Below are 16,757 nucleotides of genomic sequence, written 5' to 3'. Positions count from 1 at the left end.
AACATTAATGCTGTTTGTCTCATCTCTCTTCCTCCTCTCTTGATGTGAAGGTTCGGTCCTGTAACCGACCTTTCCTGGTTTTCTGTTCATATTATAATAGCATAATCATAAAATTTTGGCAAGAGAAAATGGCTTATTATGGATATTTTGTATAATTTTGTCAATTTTTGAGCCTAGAAGCATTATTATTTTCAAATATAATATTTAAGCTGAACGTAAAATATAGGATTTCAGGCAATAAAAAAACGCCAAAAATAGCGTTTAGAACGAAAGGTTCAAACAGAACATGCCGTCTTTTGGCACGAAAACTGCCTGAGGTGATTCATTGGCATCGAGAATACCGAATTGATCAAGAACATAAAGAGCTGCACTGCCTGCAATCAGAACTCCACCAGAAGCAAACATAATGTTAGCAGTTGATCCAGCAGATTCTGCTTCATCTTTAAAGCTTTCTGCCTGGGTCTGAATGTTGGTTGCATCATAATTGTCGCTAGCATTGCTTGACTTGAGACCGTAGTAACTGCCTGCAGAAATCAAGATTACACCGACACTTGCACCGCCAACGCTCGTCCAGAAATGCCAATCCAAATTGCTCACTTCAGGATCCAGCAGAACGATTGGCTTTTCCTGCACTTCTTCGACAACTGGCTTGGCTGGTTCTGAAACAGGATCGACATTTACAATTTCAACCTTGACTTCAGTATTTGGCTTTTTTGTTTCTGGCCAGGTCAGTGGACTTGCCTTGTAGATACGAACAGCTTCGGAAGCAATGTCAGTCAGAACTTCAGAAGCGAGTTTGCTTGGTTCAATCTTTTTGCTCACCCATGACATTTCAACCTTGTTGTTGACTGCATCAAACATAGTCAGTCTAATAGTCAGAGTTTTCTTCTCTACTGGAACAACATCCTTGATCTTATTGTATCTCTTGCCAGGAGTGATAACTACAACATTTTCAACTCTTCTGTCACTAGCCAAAGTTCCATAAAATACTCGGGAAACATGTTTTTCCACAGCTTTTTTTTGTACACAAGAATTGTCTTTCAGACAAGTTTTGATCTGTTCATCAGAATCACTGCCAAACATTTCTTTGCCAGAAGACTGGATCTTTTCATTTGAAAATTTGGCAATAATCATTTCAACAGCATCATCTACCATTCTCTGATCATGAGTTTCTTCAGACATCAAAACAATAGCAATATCCGACTTGCTTTCGGATTCTTCTTGAGTATAAGCAGTCGATGAAAAACAAGCAACTCCACAAAATACTAGAAAGTTCAGGATTCTCATCTTTTTCTCCTCCTCTTCTCTCGGAAACGGGTTGTTTTTCGGTACTTCGGCACAGATTTGCTTCAAAATAGCGTAACAAAAGATTATCCACTTGTCAAGTTTTCAATTTTATATTATTGATGTAAAATATATGGTATACTTTTAATATATGAAACTAAATACAAAAACTTACGCAAAAATAGCGCGAATTTTTTCAATTGTAGTAATTGCTATTATTTTGATTTATGCTCTGTTTTCTTATTTTGGGCCATTTGGATCTACAAAGTTAGCAATAGTTTTTAATTCGAGTAAGTTACCTGCTTATGTAACTGAAACTATTGGATTGGATAATGCTGAAAAAAATTTAAAAACTGGCCAGACTTACCGCAGAGTTACTGGATTTTTAGCACAATTAAAAATTAAAGTTTTTAAGACTTTTAATAACTTGAATGTAAAAGTAAAATACGAAAATCAAAATACAAATTTTGTCATGGCATCAATTGCTTTAAAGAGTCCATTTAAATATAAACCAACATACAAAAATGCAACGAAAATTTTAGAGAATAAGCTTTTTGATAATTTGGATTGGTATAGAATAGCTGATAAAAATCAAAGCAAAATTTTATACCAGAAAGGCGATGATATTTGCGAAAAAAAAGTTAAGGAACTTCAATCAGAAAGTGATATTGATCCAGTTGCTGAATATGAAAATTGCGCATTGATGTATGACAAAGATAGTGAATATTTGAAAGAAAAAAATCCTAAAAAAAATTGGGTAAATTATGATTATGAAGATGTTGGCAGTTTTATGAATGATATTCCAAATCTAATACAAAAAGAGAAAATCTGCACTTTTAATATAGATGGACTTAATGATCTTGCTAAAGTGCCTGATTATTCTCCTGCATCTTCCACTAATAGTTTTGATTATCAATTAAATGGATTTACGATAATCAAAACATATTTAGCAAATGAAGATTTAGATTTTAATTTTGATTATCAAGACTTGAATACTTTACAAGAAAAAAGTGATTTTAATATTTTTATTTTTAGAGGAGATGAAAAGATCTTAGAAAAAAATATATCTGATGATGGAAATGAAAAAGGCGATGAAGTTGCTTCAGCTATCAAAAATTTAAGTGTTACGATACCAAATTTAAAAGAAGGTTTTTATAATATTTATCTTGATGCTAGTGATGATATTGTATTTGATTCTTTAATAACAAAACAAAAATATTGGGCTTTTGTCAACAATATTAAACTTTTAGATCCAGAAAAAAGCGTTGATTTATATTCAAATAGCGGAAATATGTCTTTTACAGCTCTTCGCGATTCTGCTTTGCAAACTGTTACAATCACTAAAGAAAAAGGAATGGTTACTGAATTTGGTCCAGAATTTCAAAAGAAAGAACTAGATATCATAAAAATTGATAAGCCATATATTTTTAATCGCAATATATATTCAAAAATATTTATGCCAAAGGCTGACTTGAACATTGATTTTAATAATTTGATTGCTACTAATATGGAATCTTTACAAGCATTAAATGTAAATAATTTGATTAATTTTTCTGATTTTGCAAAATTCAATAAAGAGAGTTGCAATTATATTATTTCTGATTATTTTGAAAAGCCTGAGGAAAAAAATGGTACTACAAATGCAAGTGCTGATTTTGATGTTAATAATTTATATTTAGATGAAAAAAATAATTTTAATTTATTATTGATATTTCCTCAATACAACCGTAATGATGCTGGAGATGTCAAAATAAATAGAATTGATCTAAAATATAGCCGATAAAAATACATTTTTTGTATGTTTTATTTTAAACTGATAATAAGATATGTTTGTTAAATTAATTTTTTGCGCGGAAATACGCGGAACTTACGCGGAATATGCGGACACTACTTACAAAATTTAATTGTTTTACTTAGTTTATTATGGAAAAAAATTTGTCTGGGCAAAAAAATTATAAAGATATATTAAATATTATTTTTCAACAAATATTTGGAATTTTTTTGATTGGCTATTTATTTTTCTTTTTGATTGATCAGATATTTGATAATTTTGTTAGTAATTTTATCAATTTGAATTATATACTTGCAATTGTTATTATCTCTGGAATATTGTTAATTCTTATTAAAGACAATGATGATAAATTAGTTACAGAAAATCAAGAAAAAAATTCTTGGAAATTTTCGATACTTGCTTTTTTCTTAGGATTAATTGCTGCAATTTTAATTTTTGTAAAAATTATGTCTTTGGGAATTGTTTTAAGTATTATAATTTCAATACTTTCTGGTGTTTTAATATGGCTAATATCTTATTTGTTGTTAGATAATAGTCAAAATGATTTAAAATAAAAACCCCTGGTCCGCCTCCGTCGTTACTTCTGCCTTCGTTAAAAACTACGGCAGATAAATCGGCGGATAAACATGGCCAGGGTAGAAAAATATTTTTAAGTTTTTATATTTTTGATTTTAAGCTCGGCCAATTCCATAATACTGAAAGCCGAGTTTTTTTATTATAACAGAATTTAACAAATTTCGGCCATCAATTATGATTGGCTTTTTTAATAATGTTTTGATTTTATCAAAATCTAAATTAGCAAATTCTGGCCATTCTGTTGCAATTACTAATGCGTCTGAATTTTTTATTGCTTCGTATGGATCATTAGTAATTTTAACTCCAGAATTTAAAATTTCTTTTGCGTTATCATTTGCTTTTGGATCATAGGCTTTTACTCTTGCGCCAACTCCGGTCAACATTCTGATAATATCTATCGAAGCTGATTCTCTAACATCATCGGTATTATTTTTGAAAGCTAAGCCCAAAACTGCGATTCTTTTATTTTTTAAATTGCCGAAAACTTGTTCTAATTTATCAATGACGTATTTTCTTTGCTTTGAATTAACTTCAATAACTGCCTTTAGCAATTTAAAATCATAACCTTTTGTACCAGCAATTTGATTTAAGGCTGTAGTGTCCTTTGGAAAACAGGAACCACCATAACCAATTCCAGCGTTCAAAAAACTCTTGCCAATTCTTTTGTCTAATCCCATTCCAAAGGAAACTTCTTTTACATCAGCACCGACTAATTCGCAAAGATTTGCTATTTCATTGATAAAAGAAATTTTGGTTGTTAGAAAAGCATTTGATGCATACTTAATCATCTCTGAACTTTGCACTTCCGTAAAAACTTTTTTACCTTTTACAGGTTTATAAATTTCTTGCATTATTTTCTTAGCTTTTTTGGAAGAAGTGCCAACGACAATTCGGTCTGGCTTCATAAAATCATCAACTGCATAGCCTTCTTTCAAAAATTCTGGATTTGAGACAACAGCAAATTCGCCTTTATAATATTTTGCAATAATATTTGTGACTTCTTTTGCTGTTCCAACTGGTACTGTGCTTTTATTAATAATGACTTTATAATCCTGCCGCCTTCGCCTGCTGGCTTCGGCGGCCAAGGTTTCACCTACTTCTTTTGCAACGTCAAAAACATATTTTAGATCAGCTTTGCCATCTTTTCTGGCTGGAGTGCCGACTGCAATAAATACAGCTTGCACTTCGCTTAAAACATTTTTTAATGAAATATCAAAACTAAGCTTGTTCTTTTTTATTACTTCTTTGACAACTTTGTCCAAGCCTGGCTCATAGATTGGAATAATGCCTTTTTTTAATCTGGCAATTTTATTTTTATCTATATCTACACAAGTAATTGTGTGACCTACTTTTGCCAAACATGCACCAGTGACTAAGCCAACGTAACCAGTGCCGACAACTGCGATTTTCATAAGTGTGATACGAATTTACGAATATATGCTAATCTACAAATATGCGAATCGGCGCATTCGTATTTTCGTAGATTAGCATAAAATTCGTAGATTTGTATTAAATTAATTTCTTGATTTCTTTTACCTTATCCGTTTTTTCCCAAGTGAAATCTTTGTCTTTGCGACCAAAATGTCCATAAGCTGCTGTTTTTTTGTAGATTGGACGTTTCAATTTCAATGTTTCAATAATTCCTTCTGGAGTTAGATCGAAAACTTGTCGAATTATTTTTTCAATCTGTTCATTGCTGATTTTTGAAGTGTTGTGAGTATTAACTAAAATACTAATTGGCTCAGCAACACCAATGACATAAGCGATTTGAATTTCACATCTTTCTGCTATTCCAGATGCAACAATATTTTTGGCAATATATCTTGCCATGTAGCTACCTGAACGATCAACTTTTGATGGATCTTTACCTGAAAAACAGCCTCCACCATGACTTCCATGACCACCATAAGTATCAACAATTATTTTTCGGCCAGTTAAACCGCAATCAGCTGGAGGTCCGCCCTTAACAAATTTACCAGTAGCATTAACAAAGAATTTTGTTTTTCTAGTTAACCAATTACCGCAAACTGGTTTAATAACTTTTTCAATAATATCTTTTTTTATTTGGCTTAATTTTATATCTTCATCATGTTGAGCTGCAATAACAATTGTATTAACTCTTTTTGGTTTATTGTCTTCATATTCTACAGCAACTTCTGATTTTCCATCTGGTCTTAAATAATTTAAAGTCCCATTTTTTCTTACTTCTGCTAATTTTTGGCAAAGCTTGTGAGCCAAAATAATTGGCAATGGCATTAATTCTTCTGTTTCATTTGTCGCATAACCAAACATCAAGCCTTGATCGCCTGCTCCTTGTTTTTTCTTTTTAGTTTTATCAACACCCATGGCAATGTCTGGACTTTGTTCATCTATACTTACGACAACACCACAATCTTCATGATGAAAACCATATTCATGCTTGTTGTAACCGATTTCTTTAACTGTTTTTCTTGCTATCTTTGCAATATCAACATATGCCTTGGTTGTAATTTCGCCTGCAACAACAACTAATCCAGTTGTGACTAGTGTTTCACAGCCGACTCTTGAATCTGGATCTTGTTTTAATAATTCATCCAGAATTGAGTCTGAAATTTGATCTGCTACTTTGTCAGGATGTCCCTCTGTTACTGACTCTGATGTAAAGATGTACTTATTCATGTTTTATTTTTGACTTGTTAAAATTAATTTAGATTAGAAAGCACTAAATCCTAAATACTAAACTCAAAACAAATTCAAAATTCTAATTTACAAAATATAAAACAATGTTGCGACCTTTGAAAATTTGAGTTTTAGTAATTTGGATTTGTTTAGTATTTAGGATTTAGTGCTTAGGATTTTAAGTTCGAAAACCATTTATATGTTTCTTTCAAACCATCTTCTAATTTAACTGTTGGTTGCCAATTTAATTCTTGCTTAATTTTTGTTGAATCGATTGCACCTTTTCTATGATCACCCTTTCTTGCTTCACCATGTTTTTCAGGAATATTTTTTCCAGAAATTTTAGATAAATTCTGGAAAATTGTATTAACATCTGTCTCTATTCCAGTTCCTACATTGTAAATATTTTGCGATTTTTCACTTTTCAATGCCAATAAATTTGCATTTGCGATGTCTGTAACATAAACATAATCTCTAGTGTATTTGCCATCGCCGTTGATTATTGGCTGTTCATTATTAACTATTTTTTGGCTAAAAATTGCAACTACTCCAGCCTCACCAAATGGATCTTGTTTTGGGCCATAAACATTTGCATAGCGTAGAATAGTATAGTTTAACTTATTTAAAAAATTGAAGCAATATAAATATTTTTCAACTGCAAGCTTTGTAACAGCATATGGAGAAACCGGCTTTGTTTCTGATTTTTCAGGCGTTGGAATAATTTCAGCATCGCCATACATTGCGCCACCTGTTGAAGCGAAAACTATTTTTTTAATATTATATTTGATTGCTAATTTTATAATATTTATTGATCCTAAAATATTATTTTCAGCATCATAAATTGGATCTTTGACTGATTCTGAAACTGAGGCATGAGCTGCTTGGTGACAAATATATTCTGGTTTTTCTTGCTCAAATACTTTTTCTACATCTTCAAAATTTTTGATATCAGCTTGATAAAATTTTGCTTTGTTGTTTAAATTTTCTTTTTTGCCAGTTGATAAATTATCAATAACAACAACTTCATTATTTTCTGCTATTAATTTATCGACAATGTGCGAGCCAATGAAGCCTGCACCGCCTGTGACTAATATTTTCATAATGTTTTGGTAGCGACAGGGCAGTGCCCTGTCGCTACGTGAATTATTTTTTTATAAAAATTTCTTCTTTTCTATTTTTTAATTCTTGATAAAAAATGTTTTTTGCTGTTTTTGTATAAAATTTGTTATCTTTTCTAACGTTATAAAATTCCTGAGGAGTTTTATTGTAGGCTTTTGCATCAGAATAAAATTGTTCTTTAAAAACATCGGATAATGTATCTGCGTCAATTAATAATTGTTTATCTAATTCTTTTGGATCTTGAAATTTATGAGCTATAACAATTTGAATAACTTCATCAATATCATTTTTATTATAACCGACTTTATTTAAAATTTCCTTTATAATTTCTGGCGCAAATTCTAAATGCTGTCTTAACACTTTTGTCTTTACAGCCTTATCATTACTTTTTTGCAATTCTTTTGAAACTTTAGAGAAACCAACATCATGTAAAATAGCTGCAGGCAATAAAATTTCTTTGTCACCTTTTTCTTTTTTCAACAACATTGTCATAGCTAACAAAACTCCTTTTGAATGGATAATAAAATTTTTCATTGTCCCCATTTCTAAATAAGGCTTTGCTAATATCCAAATCTGATTCATTGTAATTTTAAAGTCTTTTTCTTTAATCATAAATTATTTTACAATCAAGAATTTTTTAATAATGTCGTAGGTTGGAAATTGAAAATCTTTCTTTTTTAGTTCTGACAATTTTTTCCAGACTGGTTTTTCTGATTCATCAAATTCAACTTGATATTTTTCTGTTAGCTTTTTGGTGATCGGTTTGCAAAGATAGAAAAAAGAAAAATTGTGGTATCCCTCATCCCATGGATCATAATAAAAAAACACTTCTTTAAAATTTAAAAAATGTTTTATTTTTATTTTAATTCCTGTTTCTTCTCTGAGCTCTCTTTTTAATGCCTGATCTATTGTTTCATCATTCTCAACTTCTCCGCCAGGTAAAAAGAGCTTATTCGTGTTTCTTGAATTTGTTAATAATATTTTTCCATTATCAATTATGACAGCATAAACAGAGACCCTATTCCTTATTTTTTTCTTATCAATTAAACACTTTTTTCCGTACAATGACGTACATTTAACTAAACTAGATTTTAACTTTTTTTCCTGTTTCATGAAGTTTTCTGAGTTTATATTGAGTCAAAATTACATTCTCATATTTATAACCCATTTTTTCAAAAGTTGTTTTGGAAATTGGTCGCTTTTTGCCATATTCAATGACATATAAATTAGAAGCGCCATCTTTGATTAATGTGCCATCTCGAAATAAAATTGGACTGCCAGTTTCTAATTTGTTTAATGTTGCTTTTGAAACTGCAACTAAATTTCTTGAATCAAATTGATTATTATAAATTTTGTCACTAATAATTGGACGCTTCTGACTATTTTCCAGTAAATATTTTATATTTGATGTCTTTTCATAAATTACTGTACCATCGATTGGAAAAACAACGTCTTCTTTAATTCGTAAATCTTTTTCATAATAATCTTTTCCTTTTTGATCGATAAATTGGGCATTAGTTTTGTGATAACCTAATTTTTTCATGACATCTAGTGATTGAAAACGCCTGATTTTTTTATGACTAATTATGAAATAATTATTATTTTGATCATAAAGTAATGTGCCATCTGGAAAAATTGTTGGCTTGCCAGTCAAATATTTATCTTGATCTGCTGACAGTACAACTGCTTGAGTATCTTTATATTTTGAGGTTGTGATTATTCTGTCTGAAAGAAAAGGTTTCTTTTTTTCTCCTTGCAAAACATAAAGAGTATCATCTCCTTCTATTTTTAATAAAGTTCCATTTGGATAATAATTTGCAAACCAGTTTGTCCAGATTTGCCAGAACAAAAAATTTCCATTTCCTGAATCATCAACTGTTGCACCTTTTCCTAAACCTGCATGTGGAGTGTAATTATATAATCCTGCTGTTGCATTATTTTTTGGAGTCACTGTATAACCATCAGAAGTTGTTTTTGTTAAACCTTTTTGATAGCCATAATAACTTGGATTGTCTATATATTGGCGAAATTGCCAAGCTGCGCTATCAATTTGTTTTGGAATTCCTTGGTATTTGTATTGAATAGGGTTGAATCGATCAAAAACAGCATAACCCATTAAATATTTTTTTTGATAATCTGAAAGACTCGAATCAGTGATAGTGCTTTGTTCTTTTTGTGCAGTTGCAATTAATAATTTTGGATTAATACCGTATTTTACAGCTGAATCATGAAAAATTTTAGCAACGCTTTTACCATTGTATTGTAAAACTGCCAATTCACTTCCCTTTTTTATTAAAAATCTTTGAATCGCTGATGTTGTTAATGATTTGGAATTTGTATATTCTTCGTCTGTTAAAATATTGTCAGGGTTGAAGTACGCTGCTTTAATTGAGAAGATCGGTATGAATAATAACGCTAAGGTTATTAAAATTTTTGTTTTGATTTTGATTTTGTACATAAAATTGGCTATAGCAAAGCTAATATATATAAATTACTTTTTCTGTTTATTATCTTTCACAATATTTTTTTCTGGATAACAGCATAAAACATTATCTAAGTATTCAACACCGCAAAAATATTTACAGATTGATATATTTTTAATTGCACACTTATGAATATTATTTTTATCTTTTTCGTTCCATGGGCATTTCATTTGTTTCCAAGATGTTTTGTCTTCAGATACTAGATCGATATCCATATTTGCACCATCTAATTTTATCACTTTCATAAATTAGAATAAGTTTTTTTCATTAGCAATCTTTAGCAAATATTGACCGTACTGATTCTTGCTCAGCGGTTCTGCTAATTTTAATAATTGCTTTTTGTTAATATAACCATTTGTATAAGCAATCTCTTCAAGACAAGAAACTTTCAAGCCTTGTCTTTTTTCAATTGTTTGAATAAAATTTGAGGCATCTAAAAGACTTTCATGAGTGCCAGTGTCTAGCCAAGCAAATCCTCGGCCGAGCATTTCTAATTTTAATTTCTTTTCATTTAAATATAATCTGTTTAAATCTGTAATTTCTAACTCGCCTCTTGCTGATGGTTTTAAAGATTTTGCTTTTTTGACAACTGAATTATCATAAAAATATAAACCAGTAATTGCGTAATTTGATTTTGGATGCTCTGGCTTTTCTTCAATACTTAAAACTCGAAATTTTTTATCAAATTCAGCGATGCCATATCTTTCTGGATCATTAACATAATAGCCAAAAATTACAGCGCCTTTTTTTATTCTGGATGCTTTTTTTAACATGCCTTTAAATCCATGACCGTAAAAAACATTATCGCCTAAAATTAAACTGACGCTATCTTTGCCGATAAATTTTTCACCAATTATAAATGCTTGTGCTAATCCATCTGGAGAAGGTTGAACTGCATAAGAAATTTTTAGGCCGAATTTTTTGCCGTTGCCAAGTAAATCTTGATAAGTTGTTATATCTCTTGGAGTTGAAATAATTAAAATTTCTCTAATTCCTGAAAGCATCAAAATCGACAATGGATAATAAATCATCGGCTTGTCATAAATTGGCATGATCTGTTTTGAGATGCTTTGAGTTAACGGATATAGACGTGTTCCCGACCCTCCAGCTAAAATAATGCCTTTCATGATTTAATTTTCAATTTACAATTTCCAATTTTCAATCAATTTCCAATGAACTAATTTACAAACAGCTCATTGAGAATTGTGAATTGAAAATTTATTGTAAATTGATTATTGATAATTGAAAATTAGTTTGCTAAATACTCGGCTAACGCCTCTTGCCATTTTCTCATTGCCGGTAATTTAGTATTTATTAATGCGGAATATTCTGGTCTTATAGCTTTCCTTGGAAATTCAGAAGTTTTGCATGGCGTAACTTTTATTTTTACGCCTTTAATTTTGAAAATTTCGTTAGCAAAATCGTACCAACTCGCTTCTCCTTCATTGGTTACATGATATATTCCTGGCTTCACTTTTTGATCCAGAATTTCTTTTGTTCTTTTGGCTAAATCTAAAGTAAAAGTTGGCTTGCCGTGCTGATCGTTGACTACCCTTAAATTATCATTTTTTTGAGCTAATTGCAACATTGTGTCAACAAAATTTTTGCCTAATTTTCCATAAAGCCAGGCTGTTCTTAAAATATAATATTTTGTACAATTTTCTTTAATTAATTTTTCACCCAATGCTTTTGTTTCGCCATAAGCATTGATTGGATCTATTTTGTCATAATCTTCTTTATAGCCATTTTTTTCTTGGCCATTAAAAATATAATCTGTGCTGTAATGAAAAAATGGGATGTCTAATTTTGCACAAGCTTTGGCTAGATTTCCTGGTCCATAGCCATTAACTTTCATGGCAATTTCTTTTTTTGTTTGTTCTTCACAACCATCAACATCAGTAAAAGCAGCACAATTTATAACTGCATTTGGATTTAATTTTGGCAGAACTTCGTCAACCATTTCTGCATTTGTAATATCTAATTCTTCGCGATCATATTTTATTATTTCATGTTCTTTTTCTAAAAGAGAACATAAATCTTGGCCTAACATGCCACGAGCGCCGGTTATTAATATTTTCATATTTATATTTTTAAATACTTTTTAGCTAAAAATAATGCAGAAATTGTCATGCCATCAGTAATTTTATTTTGTTCTGCCATTTTGTAAACTTCTTTAACTGGTTTTTTTATTATCTTAATAAATTCAGTTTCGTCTGGATTTACTTTAGTTTTTATTAAATTCTTTGCTAAGAAAACATGACAAATCTCATTTGAAATTCCATTATACGGATAAAAAATTCCTATTTTTTTCCAATATTTTGCTCTGTAACCTGTTTCTTCCTCAAATTCCCTTTGAGCATGGAATTTAGGATTTCCATTATCAAAACCGCCAGCTGGTAGCTCTATACTATTTTTCTTTGATAGATATCGATATTGTTCAGTTAATATAATATTATTATTCTCAATTGCAATAATCATTACACAACCTTTTTTATGAATATAAAAATAATCGCCTTTTTTACCATTAGGAAGAATTAATTTATCATGTTTTAATTTATACCATTTGCAAGAAAATATTTCTTTTGATGAAATTTTTTTAATTATCTTGTTTGCCAGATTATCTTTGAACATATTGCTGTTTGTAATAATTTAAATACTCTCCTGTCTTGATTTTTTTCCACCAGTCTAAATTATTTTGGTACCAAGAAATAGTTTGTGCAATTCCAGAATCAAAATCATATTTTGGTTGCCAGCCTAATTCTGTTTTGATTTTTGTAACATCAACAGCATAACGACGATCATGGCCAGCACGATCTTTGACATATTCAATTGATTTTTCATCTTTGTTGCATACCAAAACAATTCTTTTTGTTAAATCTAAATTTGGAATTTCTGGATTTTGGTTAGCGCCGATATTATAAATCTCGCCATCTCTGCCTTTATGTAAAACCAAATCAATTGCAGAACAATGATCATCAACATGCAACCAATCACGAATTTGTTGGCCATCACCATAGACTGGAACTTTTTTACCTTCTAATAAATTTGTAATAAAAAGTGGAATAATTTTTTCTGGATATTGATATGGTCCATAATTATTTGTGCATCTTGTAATCATAACTGGTAAATTGTAAGTTCGTCTGAATGCTAAAACTTGAAGATCTCCTCCTGCTTTTGATGCAGAATATGGAGATGAAGGTCTAAGTGGTGAATTTTCTTTTGCAAATCCGCCATTATCAAAATCACCATAAACTTCATCAGTTGAAATTTGGATATAGCGTTTTATATTATGATCTTTAACTGCATTAAGTAAAATATGTGTGCCAAAAACATCAGTATTGATAAAATCGCCTGGATTCATGATTGATCGATCAACATGTGTTTCAGCTGCAAAATTAATGATAGCATCCGGCTTTTGAACTGAAATTAAACTATTAACTAATTTAGAATCAGCAATGTCGCCTTTTAAAAATTGGTAGCGAGGATCTTTATCAATGCCTTTTAAATTTTCAAAATTTCCAGCATAAGTAACTTTGTCTAAATTGACAATTTGATAGTCTGGATATTTTGATAACATGTAGCGAATAAAGTTTGCGCCTATAAAACCTAGACCTCCTGTGACTAAAATTTTCATATGATTAGAAATAGTTAATAGAAAATAGAAAAGAGAAAAAAGTTAACGACCACACCTGTTTTCTGTTTTCTATTTCCTGTTTTCTAAAGTTTGCTCTTAATTTTTTTAACAATTTTTTCAGCTTCAGTTGCTCTATATCCTTGTCTTTGTGGCCATAATTTTAAACCATCATTTGCAAATCTTGGAATAAGATGAAAATGGACGTGATCAATTTTTTGTCCAGCAACTCTACCATTGCTTGTACTTAAATTAAAACCTTTTACTTTCAGACCTTTCATAATTGCTTTGCCAACTTTTTTGGAAACCACAATCATTTCCTGTAATAATTTATCTGGAACATCGACCATTGTAGCAAAATGTTTTTTTGGAATAACTAAAACATGGCCTAGATTTACTGGCATAATATCTAAAATTGCCATCACATTTTTATTTTCAAAAATTATATCTGACGGCAATTCTTTTTTTGCAATTTGACAGAAAATGCATTTCTTCATTAGTGTGATACGAATCTATAAATTTATGCTAATCAACGAATATGCGAATTCGTATTTTTGTAGATTAGCATTATTTGTATATTCGTATTATATTTTTAAGTTTTTTTAAATATTTTTGTCCTTCATCAGTGTTTTCTTCAGGCGCCCATTTGGCAAAAACTTTGTCAGTCTTTTTAATATATGGTCCTTTTTTAATTTCGTATACAACAGATGGAATTAAAGCAACAATACTATGCCATTCTTTAGGTTTTATTTCAACGCCAAAATTTGGACCTGAACTTTTAATTATTTCTTGCTGAATTATTTTTCCTTGCTTATTAAATTTTATAATTGCTAATTTGCCTTTTAAAATTATAAATACTTCTGGCTTGTCAGAATGGTAATGCGGTCTAGCATAGCTGTCTGGCAATAAAGCATTGAGCATTCTCTGAACTGGTTCTTTTAATTTGTGAAAACGAAAAATTTGTCGATGACGAGGATTATCCTTTGCCTGTTCTAAGGTTTGTGAAATTAGATTTTGATCTATCGATATCATCTTTAAAATTTAAAACTAATTTGCTGATTTCAGAATCTTTTCTGAAATTATTTTAATACGTTGATGTGGTTGCAGAGAGGACTCTGCAACCAGCTACTTATATTTTATTCCAATTGAATCCGATTTTTGGATCATTGTATGGAAGTCTTTGCTCATCTGGATTTTTAGCATTATATGGTTTTGTTGTATGATAAAAAAGCATAACTGGTTTTTTACCTTGAGCTTTGTAGCCATGAGCAACACCGATTGGAATTAATACTAATTTTGGATCTGTTTCAGTGTTGCATTCAATTACTTGAGTCTCGCCAAAAGTTTTTGATTTTTTGCGAGTATCATACAATACAATAGTTGCCTTGCCAGTCGCGAAAAACCAAAGATCGTCTTGTTTTTTGTGCCAATGAAAAGCTTTGATTGTACCAGGATAAGCAACAGTAAAAATTGTTTGTCCGAATTTTGTTAATAATTTGTCATCAGATCTTAAAATTTCTAGCAAATGTCCTGGTTTAACTTTTTTCTGATCTAGATCTGGTTTGTCTTTACGAATTATTAACTGTTTGATTTTGACACCTTGAATCATAAAATTTTATTTATTTCGTAGCGACAGGGCACTGCCCTGTCGCTACAGCAATTTAATAATTTAGCAATGAAGCAATTTTCGCTTTATTAAAGTATAAAACATATTTATCAACAGGGCTAGATTATTTTTCATTATTCTTATTTTTAAAATTTAGTGTAATATAAAAGCAGGGTGACATAGTAGCGCCACACCTGCTTTAAGGAGATTAACTCGATTTTGGAGTTTATCTCCTGAAACATAACTTTAATACTAATTGCTGAAAATTAGCTTAAAATTATTTTTCAGGAAATAATCTAGATTTCGATTTTACGCAAACTGAAAGATAACTCTTCTCTATTTTGAAGAGTTTTTTCATACAAAATTTCTGTTTGAAGACTTAAAATGTCCCAATTGTAATTTTCTAAAGCGTAAGTTTTTGCTTTTTCACCTTTTTCCATAATCAAATCAGTTCTTTGATTTAAGATTTCTAATTTTGAAGCTAAGTCATCAACATTTTTGTTCATGAATAAATATCCAAATCCAGCGAAAGCTTCAATATTTTCTGGAATGTTTGAAACAAGAACACATCTTCCATGACTCATTGCTTCCAATACTGTAGTTGGCAAACCTTCAGCTTCTGATGGCTGAACATATAAATAAGCATTTTTATATAATGTATGTAAATCTTTACCAAAAACAGCACCAGTTAAAATAATGTTTGGGTTGCTTTTTGCTTTTTCTTTAATAAATTCAACATAATCATCAGAACATGCTGAATCACCGACAATTACTAATTTTTTGTCAGTTTGGATTTTATTGAAAGCATCAATTAAATAATGAATGCCTTTGTGCTTTACTAAACGGCCAACAGTCAAAATATATTTATTTTGTTCCAAATTGAATTTTTGTAAAATATTGCTATTTTGATTTTTAAGATCTAAAAAGTTAATACCATTTGGAATATAGATAGCTTCGGTATTAAATCTTTCTTTAGCAATTTGTCTAATAATTTTTGAGACAACAATAGTTTGGTGAGGAAATTTACATGCAGCGAATTCACCAAATTTTAAATATAATTTTGCAAACCAACCCCATTTTTGATGGTATTGATCTTGGCAGTGAAAAGTTGAGATAATTTTTGATTTTGTAAATAATCTAGCAATAAATGCTAAAGTTGATGGTCCAACACCTTGATAATGAATAATATCGTATTTTTGAAATATAGCGTGAAATGTTGAAATTAAGGTATGAGAAATAGCATCAAAGTTTTTTGAGTTTATTGAAGGCAAAGATACCAATTTGACGTTTTTGTAAAACTTAATATTTGGATCAGTATAATTTGGTCTTGTGTATACAAAAACTTCATGGCCTTGTTTTGCCAATCTAGTGGCTAAATCCTCAACGTGTCTTTCGACACCGCCAGATTTAGCTGGTATTCCTTTTTGTCCTATAAAAGCTATTTTCATAATATATAATACAAATATACGAATTTATGCTAATCTACGAATATGCGAATTAACGGATAAATCTCCCTCATGAAATGCATATAATTCAGTTTTTTGGTTATTTTAGATGTCTATTTATCGACGTATAAATATAGCACTTTTAGCCTTTGCTGTCAAGGCT

General features: G+C 30.3%; 18 protein-coding genes. 2 read left to right on the top strand and 16 right to left on the bottom strand.

The genetic code is table 11. From position 1 onward, the window contains the following. Positions 1-261: 261 nt before the first annotated feature. Positions 262-1,287, bottom strand: a complete 1,026-nt coding sequence (locus WC663_02795; protein ID MFA6296253.1) for a hypothetical protein — start codon at positions 1,285-1,287, stop codon at positions 262-264. 148 nt (positions 1,288-1,435) lie between these two features. Between WC663_02795 and WC663_02790 the strand changes: the two genes are divergently transcribed. Further along, on the top strand, positions 1,436-3,067 hold the full coding sequence (locus WC663_02790) for a hypothetical protein (GenBank protein ID MFA6296252.1): 1,632 nt from the start codon (positions 1,436-1,438) through the stop codon (positions 3,065-3,067). A gap of 152 nt (positions 3,068-3,219) precedes the next feature. Beyond that, positions 3,220-3,630 carry a hypothetical protein gene (locus tag WC663_02785; GenBank protein MFA6296251.1) on the top strand — a complete coding sequence of 137 codons (411 nt, stop codon included), beginning with the start codon at positions 3,220-3,222 and terminating at the stop codon, positions 3,628-3,630. 117 nt (positions 3,631-3,747) lie between these two features. On the opposite strand, the gene WC663_02780 is transcribed toward WC663_02785, so the two are convergent. The 15 genes from WC663_02780 to WC663_02710 all read right to left on the bottom strand — a co-directional run bounded on the left by WC663_02780 (position 3,748) and on the right by WC663_02710 (position 16,597). Then, positions 3,748-5,064, bottom strand: coding sequence for a UDP-glucose/GDP-mannose dehydrogenase family protein (locus tag WC663_02780; GenBank protein MFA6296250.1), 1,317 nt, complete (start codon positions 5,062-5,064; stop codon positions 3,748-3,750). Between the two features lie 97 nt (positions 5,065-5,161). Beyond that, a complete protein-coding gene (metK, locus tag WC663_02775; protein MFA6296249.1) occupies positions 5,162-6,310 on the bottom strand; it encodes a methionine adenosyltransferase in 1,149 nt (382 codons plus the stop codon). A gap of 170 nt (positions 6,311-6,480) precedes the next feature. Further along, entirely contained in the window at positions 6,481-7,410 is a 930-nt protein-coding gene (locus tag WC663_02770; protein ID MFA6296248.1) for an SDR family NAD(P)-dependent oxidoreductase, read from the bottom strand. A gap of 43 nt (positions 7,411-7,453) precedes the next feature. Continuing rightward, complete coding sequence (locus WC663_02765) at positions 7,454-8,041, bottom strand: HD domain-containing protein (protein ID MFA6296247.1); 588 nt, start codon at positions 8,039-8,041, stop codon at positions 7,454-7,456. A gap of 3 nt (positions 8,042-8,044) precedes the next feature. Then, entirely contained in the window at positions 8,045-8,542 is a 498-nt protein-coding gene (locus WC663_02760; GenBank protein MFA6296246.1) for an NUDIX hydrolase, read from the bottom strand. Continuing rightward, positions 8,514-9,887: a hypothetical protein gene (locus WC663_02755; GenBank protein ID MFA6296245.1), complete on the bottom strand. Its 1,374-nt coding sequence runs from the start codon at positions 9,885-9,887 to the stop codon at positions 8,514-8,516. The genes WC663_02760 and WC663_02755 overlap by 29 nt, the downstream gene beginning before the upstream one ends. A gap of 33 nt (positions 9,888-9,920) precedes the next feature. After that, entirely contained in the window at positions 9,921-10,157 is a 237-nt protein-coding gene (locus WC663_02750) for a hypothetical protein (protein ID MFA6296244.1), read from the bottom strand. A 3-nt stretch (positions 10,158-10,160) separates the two neighbouring features. Then, a complete protein-coding gene (gene rfbA, locus WC663_02745; GenBank protein ID MFA6296243.1) occupies positions 10,161-11,039 on the bottom strand; it encodes a glucose-1-phosphate thymidylyltransferase RfbA in 879 nt (292 codons plus the stop codon). A 122-nt stretch (positions 11,040-11,161) separates the two neighbouring features. Continuing rightward, the gene (gene rfbD / locus WC663_02740; protein MFA6296242.1) at positions 11,162-11,992 is read right to left on the bottom strand and encodes a dTDP-4-dehydrorhamnose reductase; all 831 of its coding nucleotides are present in this window, start codon (positions 11,990-11,992) and stop codon (positions 11,162-11,164) included. 2 nt (positions 11,993-11,994) lie between these two features. Beyond that, positions 11,995-12,543, bottom strand: coding sequence for an NUDIX hydrolase (locus WC663_02735; protein ID MFA6296241.1), 549 nt, complete (start codon positions 12,541-12,543; stop codon positions 11,995-11,997). Next, positions 12,530-13,546, bottom strand: a complete 1,017-nt coding sequence (gene rfbB / locus WC663_02730; GenBank protein ID MFA6296240.1) for a dTDP-glucose 4,6-dehydratase — start codon at positions 13,544-13,546, stop codon at positions 12,530-12,532. Before rfbB ends, WC663_02735 begins: the two co-directional genes overlap by 14 nt. An 83-nt stretch (positions 13,547-13,629) precedes the next feature. Further along, positions 13,630-14,040 carry an HIT family protein gene (locus WC663_02725; GenBank protein MFA6296239.1) on the bottom strand — a complete coding sequence of 137 codons (411 nt, stop codon included), beginning with the start codon at positions 14,038-14,040 and terminating at the stop codon, positions 13,630-13,632. Between the two features lie 70 nt (positions 14,041-14,110). After that, a complete protein-coding gene (locus tag WC663_02720) occupies positions 14,111-14,575 on the bottom strand; it encodes a WbuC family cupin fold metalloprotein (GenBank protein ID MFA6296238.1) in 465 nt (154 codons plus the stop codon). Positions 14,576-14,672: 97 nt separating this feature from the next. Continuing rightward, entirely contained in the window at positions 14,673-15,152 is a 480-nt protein-coding gene (locus WC663_02715; GenBank protein MFA6296237.1) for a dTDP-4-dehydrorhamnose 3,5-epimerase family protein, read from the bottom strand. A gap of 293 nt (positions 15,153-15,445) precedes the next feature. Further along, positions 15,446-16,597, bottom strand: a complete 1,152-nt coding sequence (locus tag WC663_02710; GenBank protein MFA6296236.1) for a glycosyltransferase family 4 protein — start codon at positions 16,595-16,597, stop codon at positions 15,446-15,448. Positions 16,598-16,757: the final 160 nt, after the last annotated feature.

The organism is Patescibacteria group bacterium (assembly GCA_041662665.1).
Classification (GTDB): Bacteria; Patescibacteriota; JABMPQ01; order JABMPQ01; family JAQVVF01; genus JAQVVF01.
This window is presented reverse-complemented; position numbering and strand designations above follow the sequence as displayed.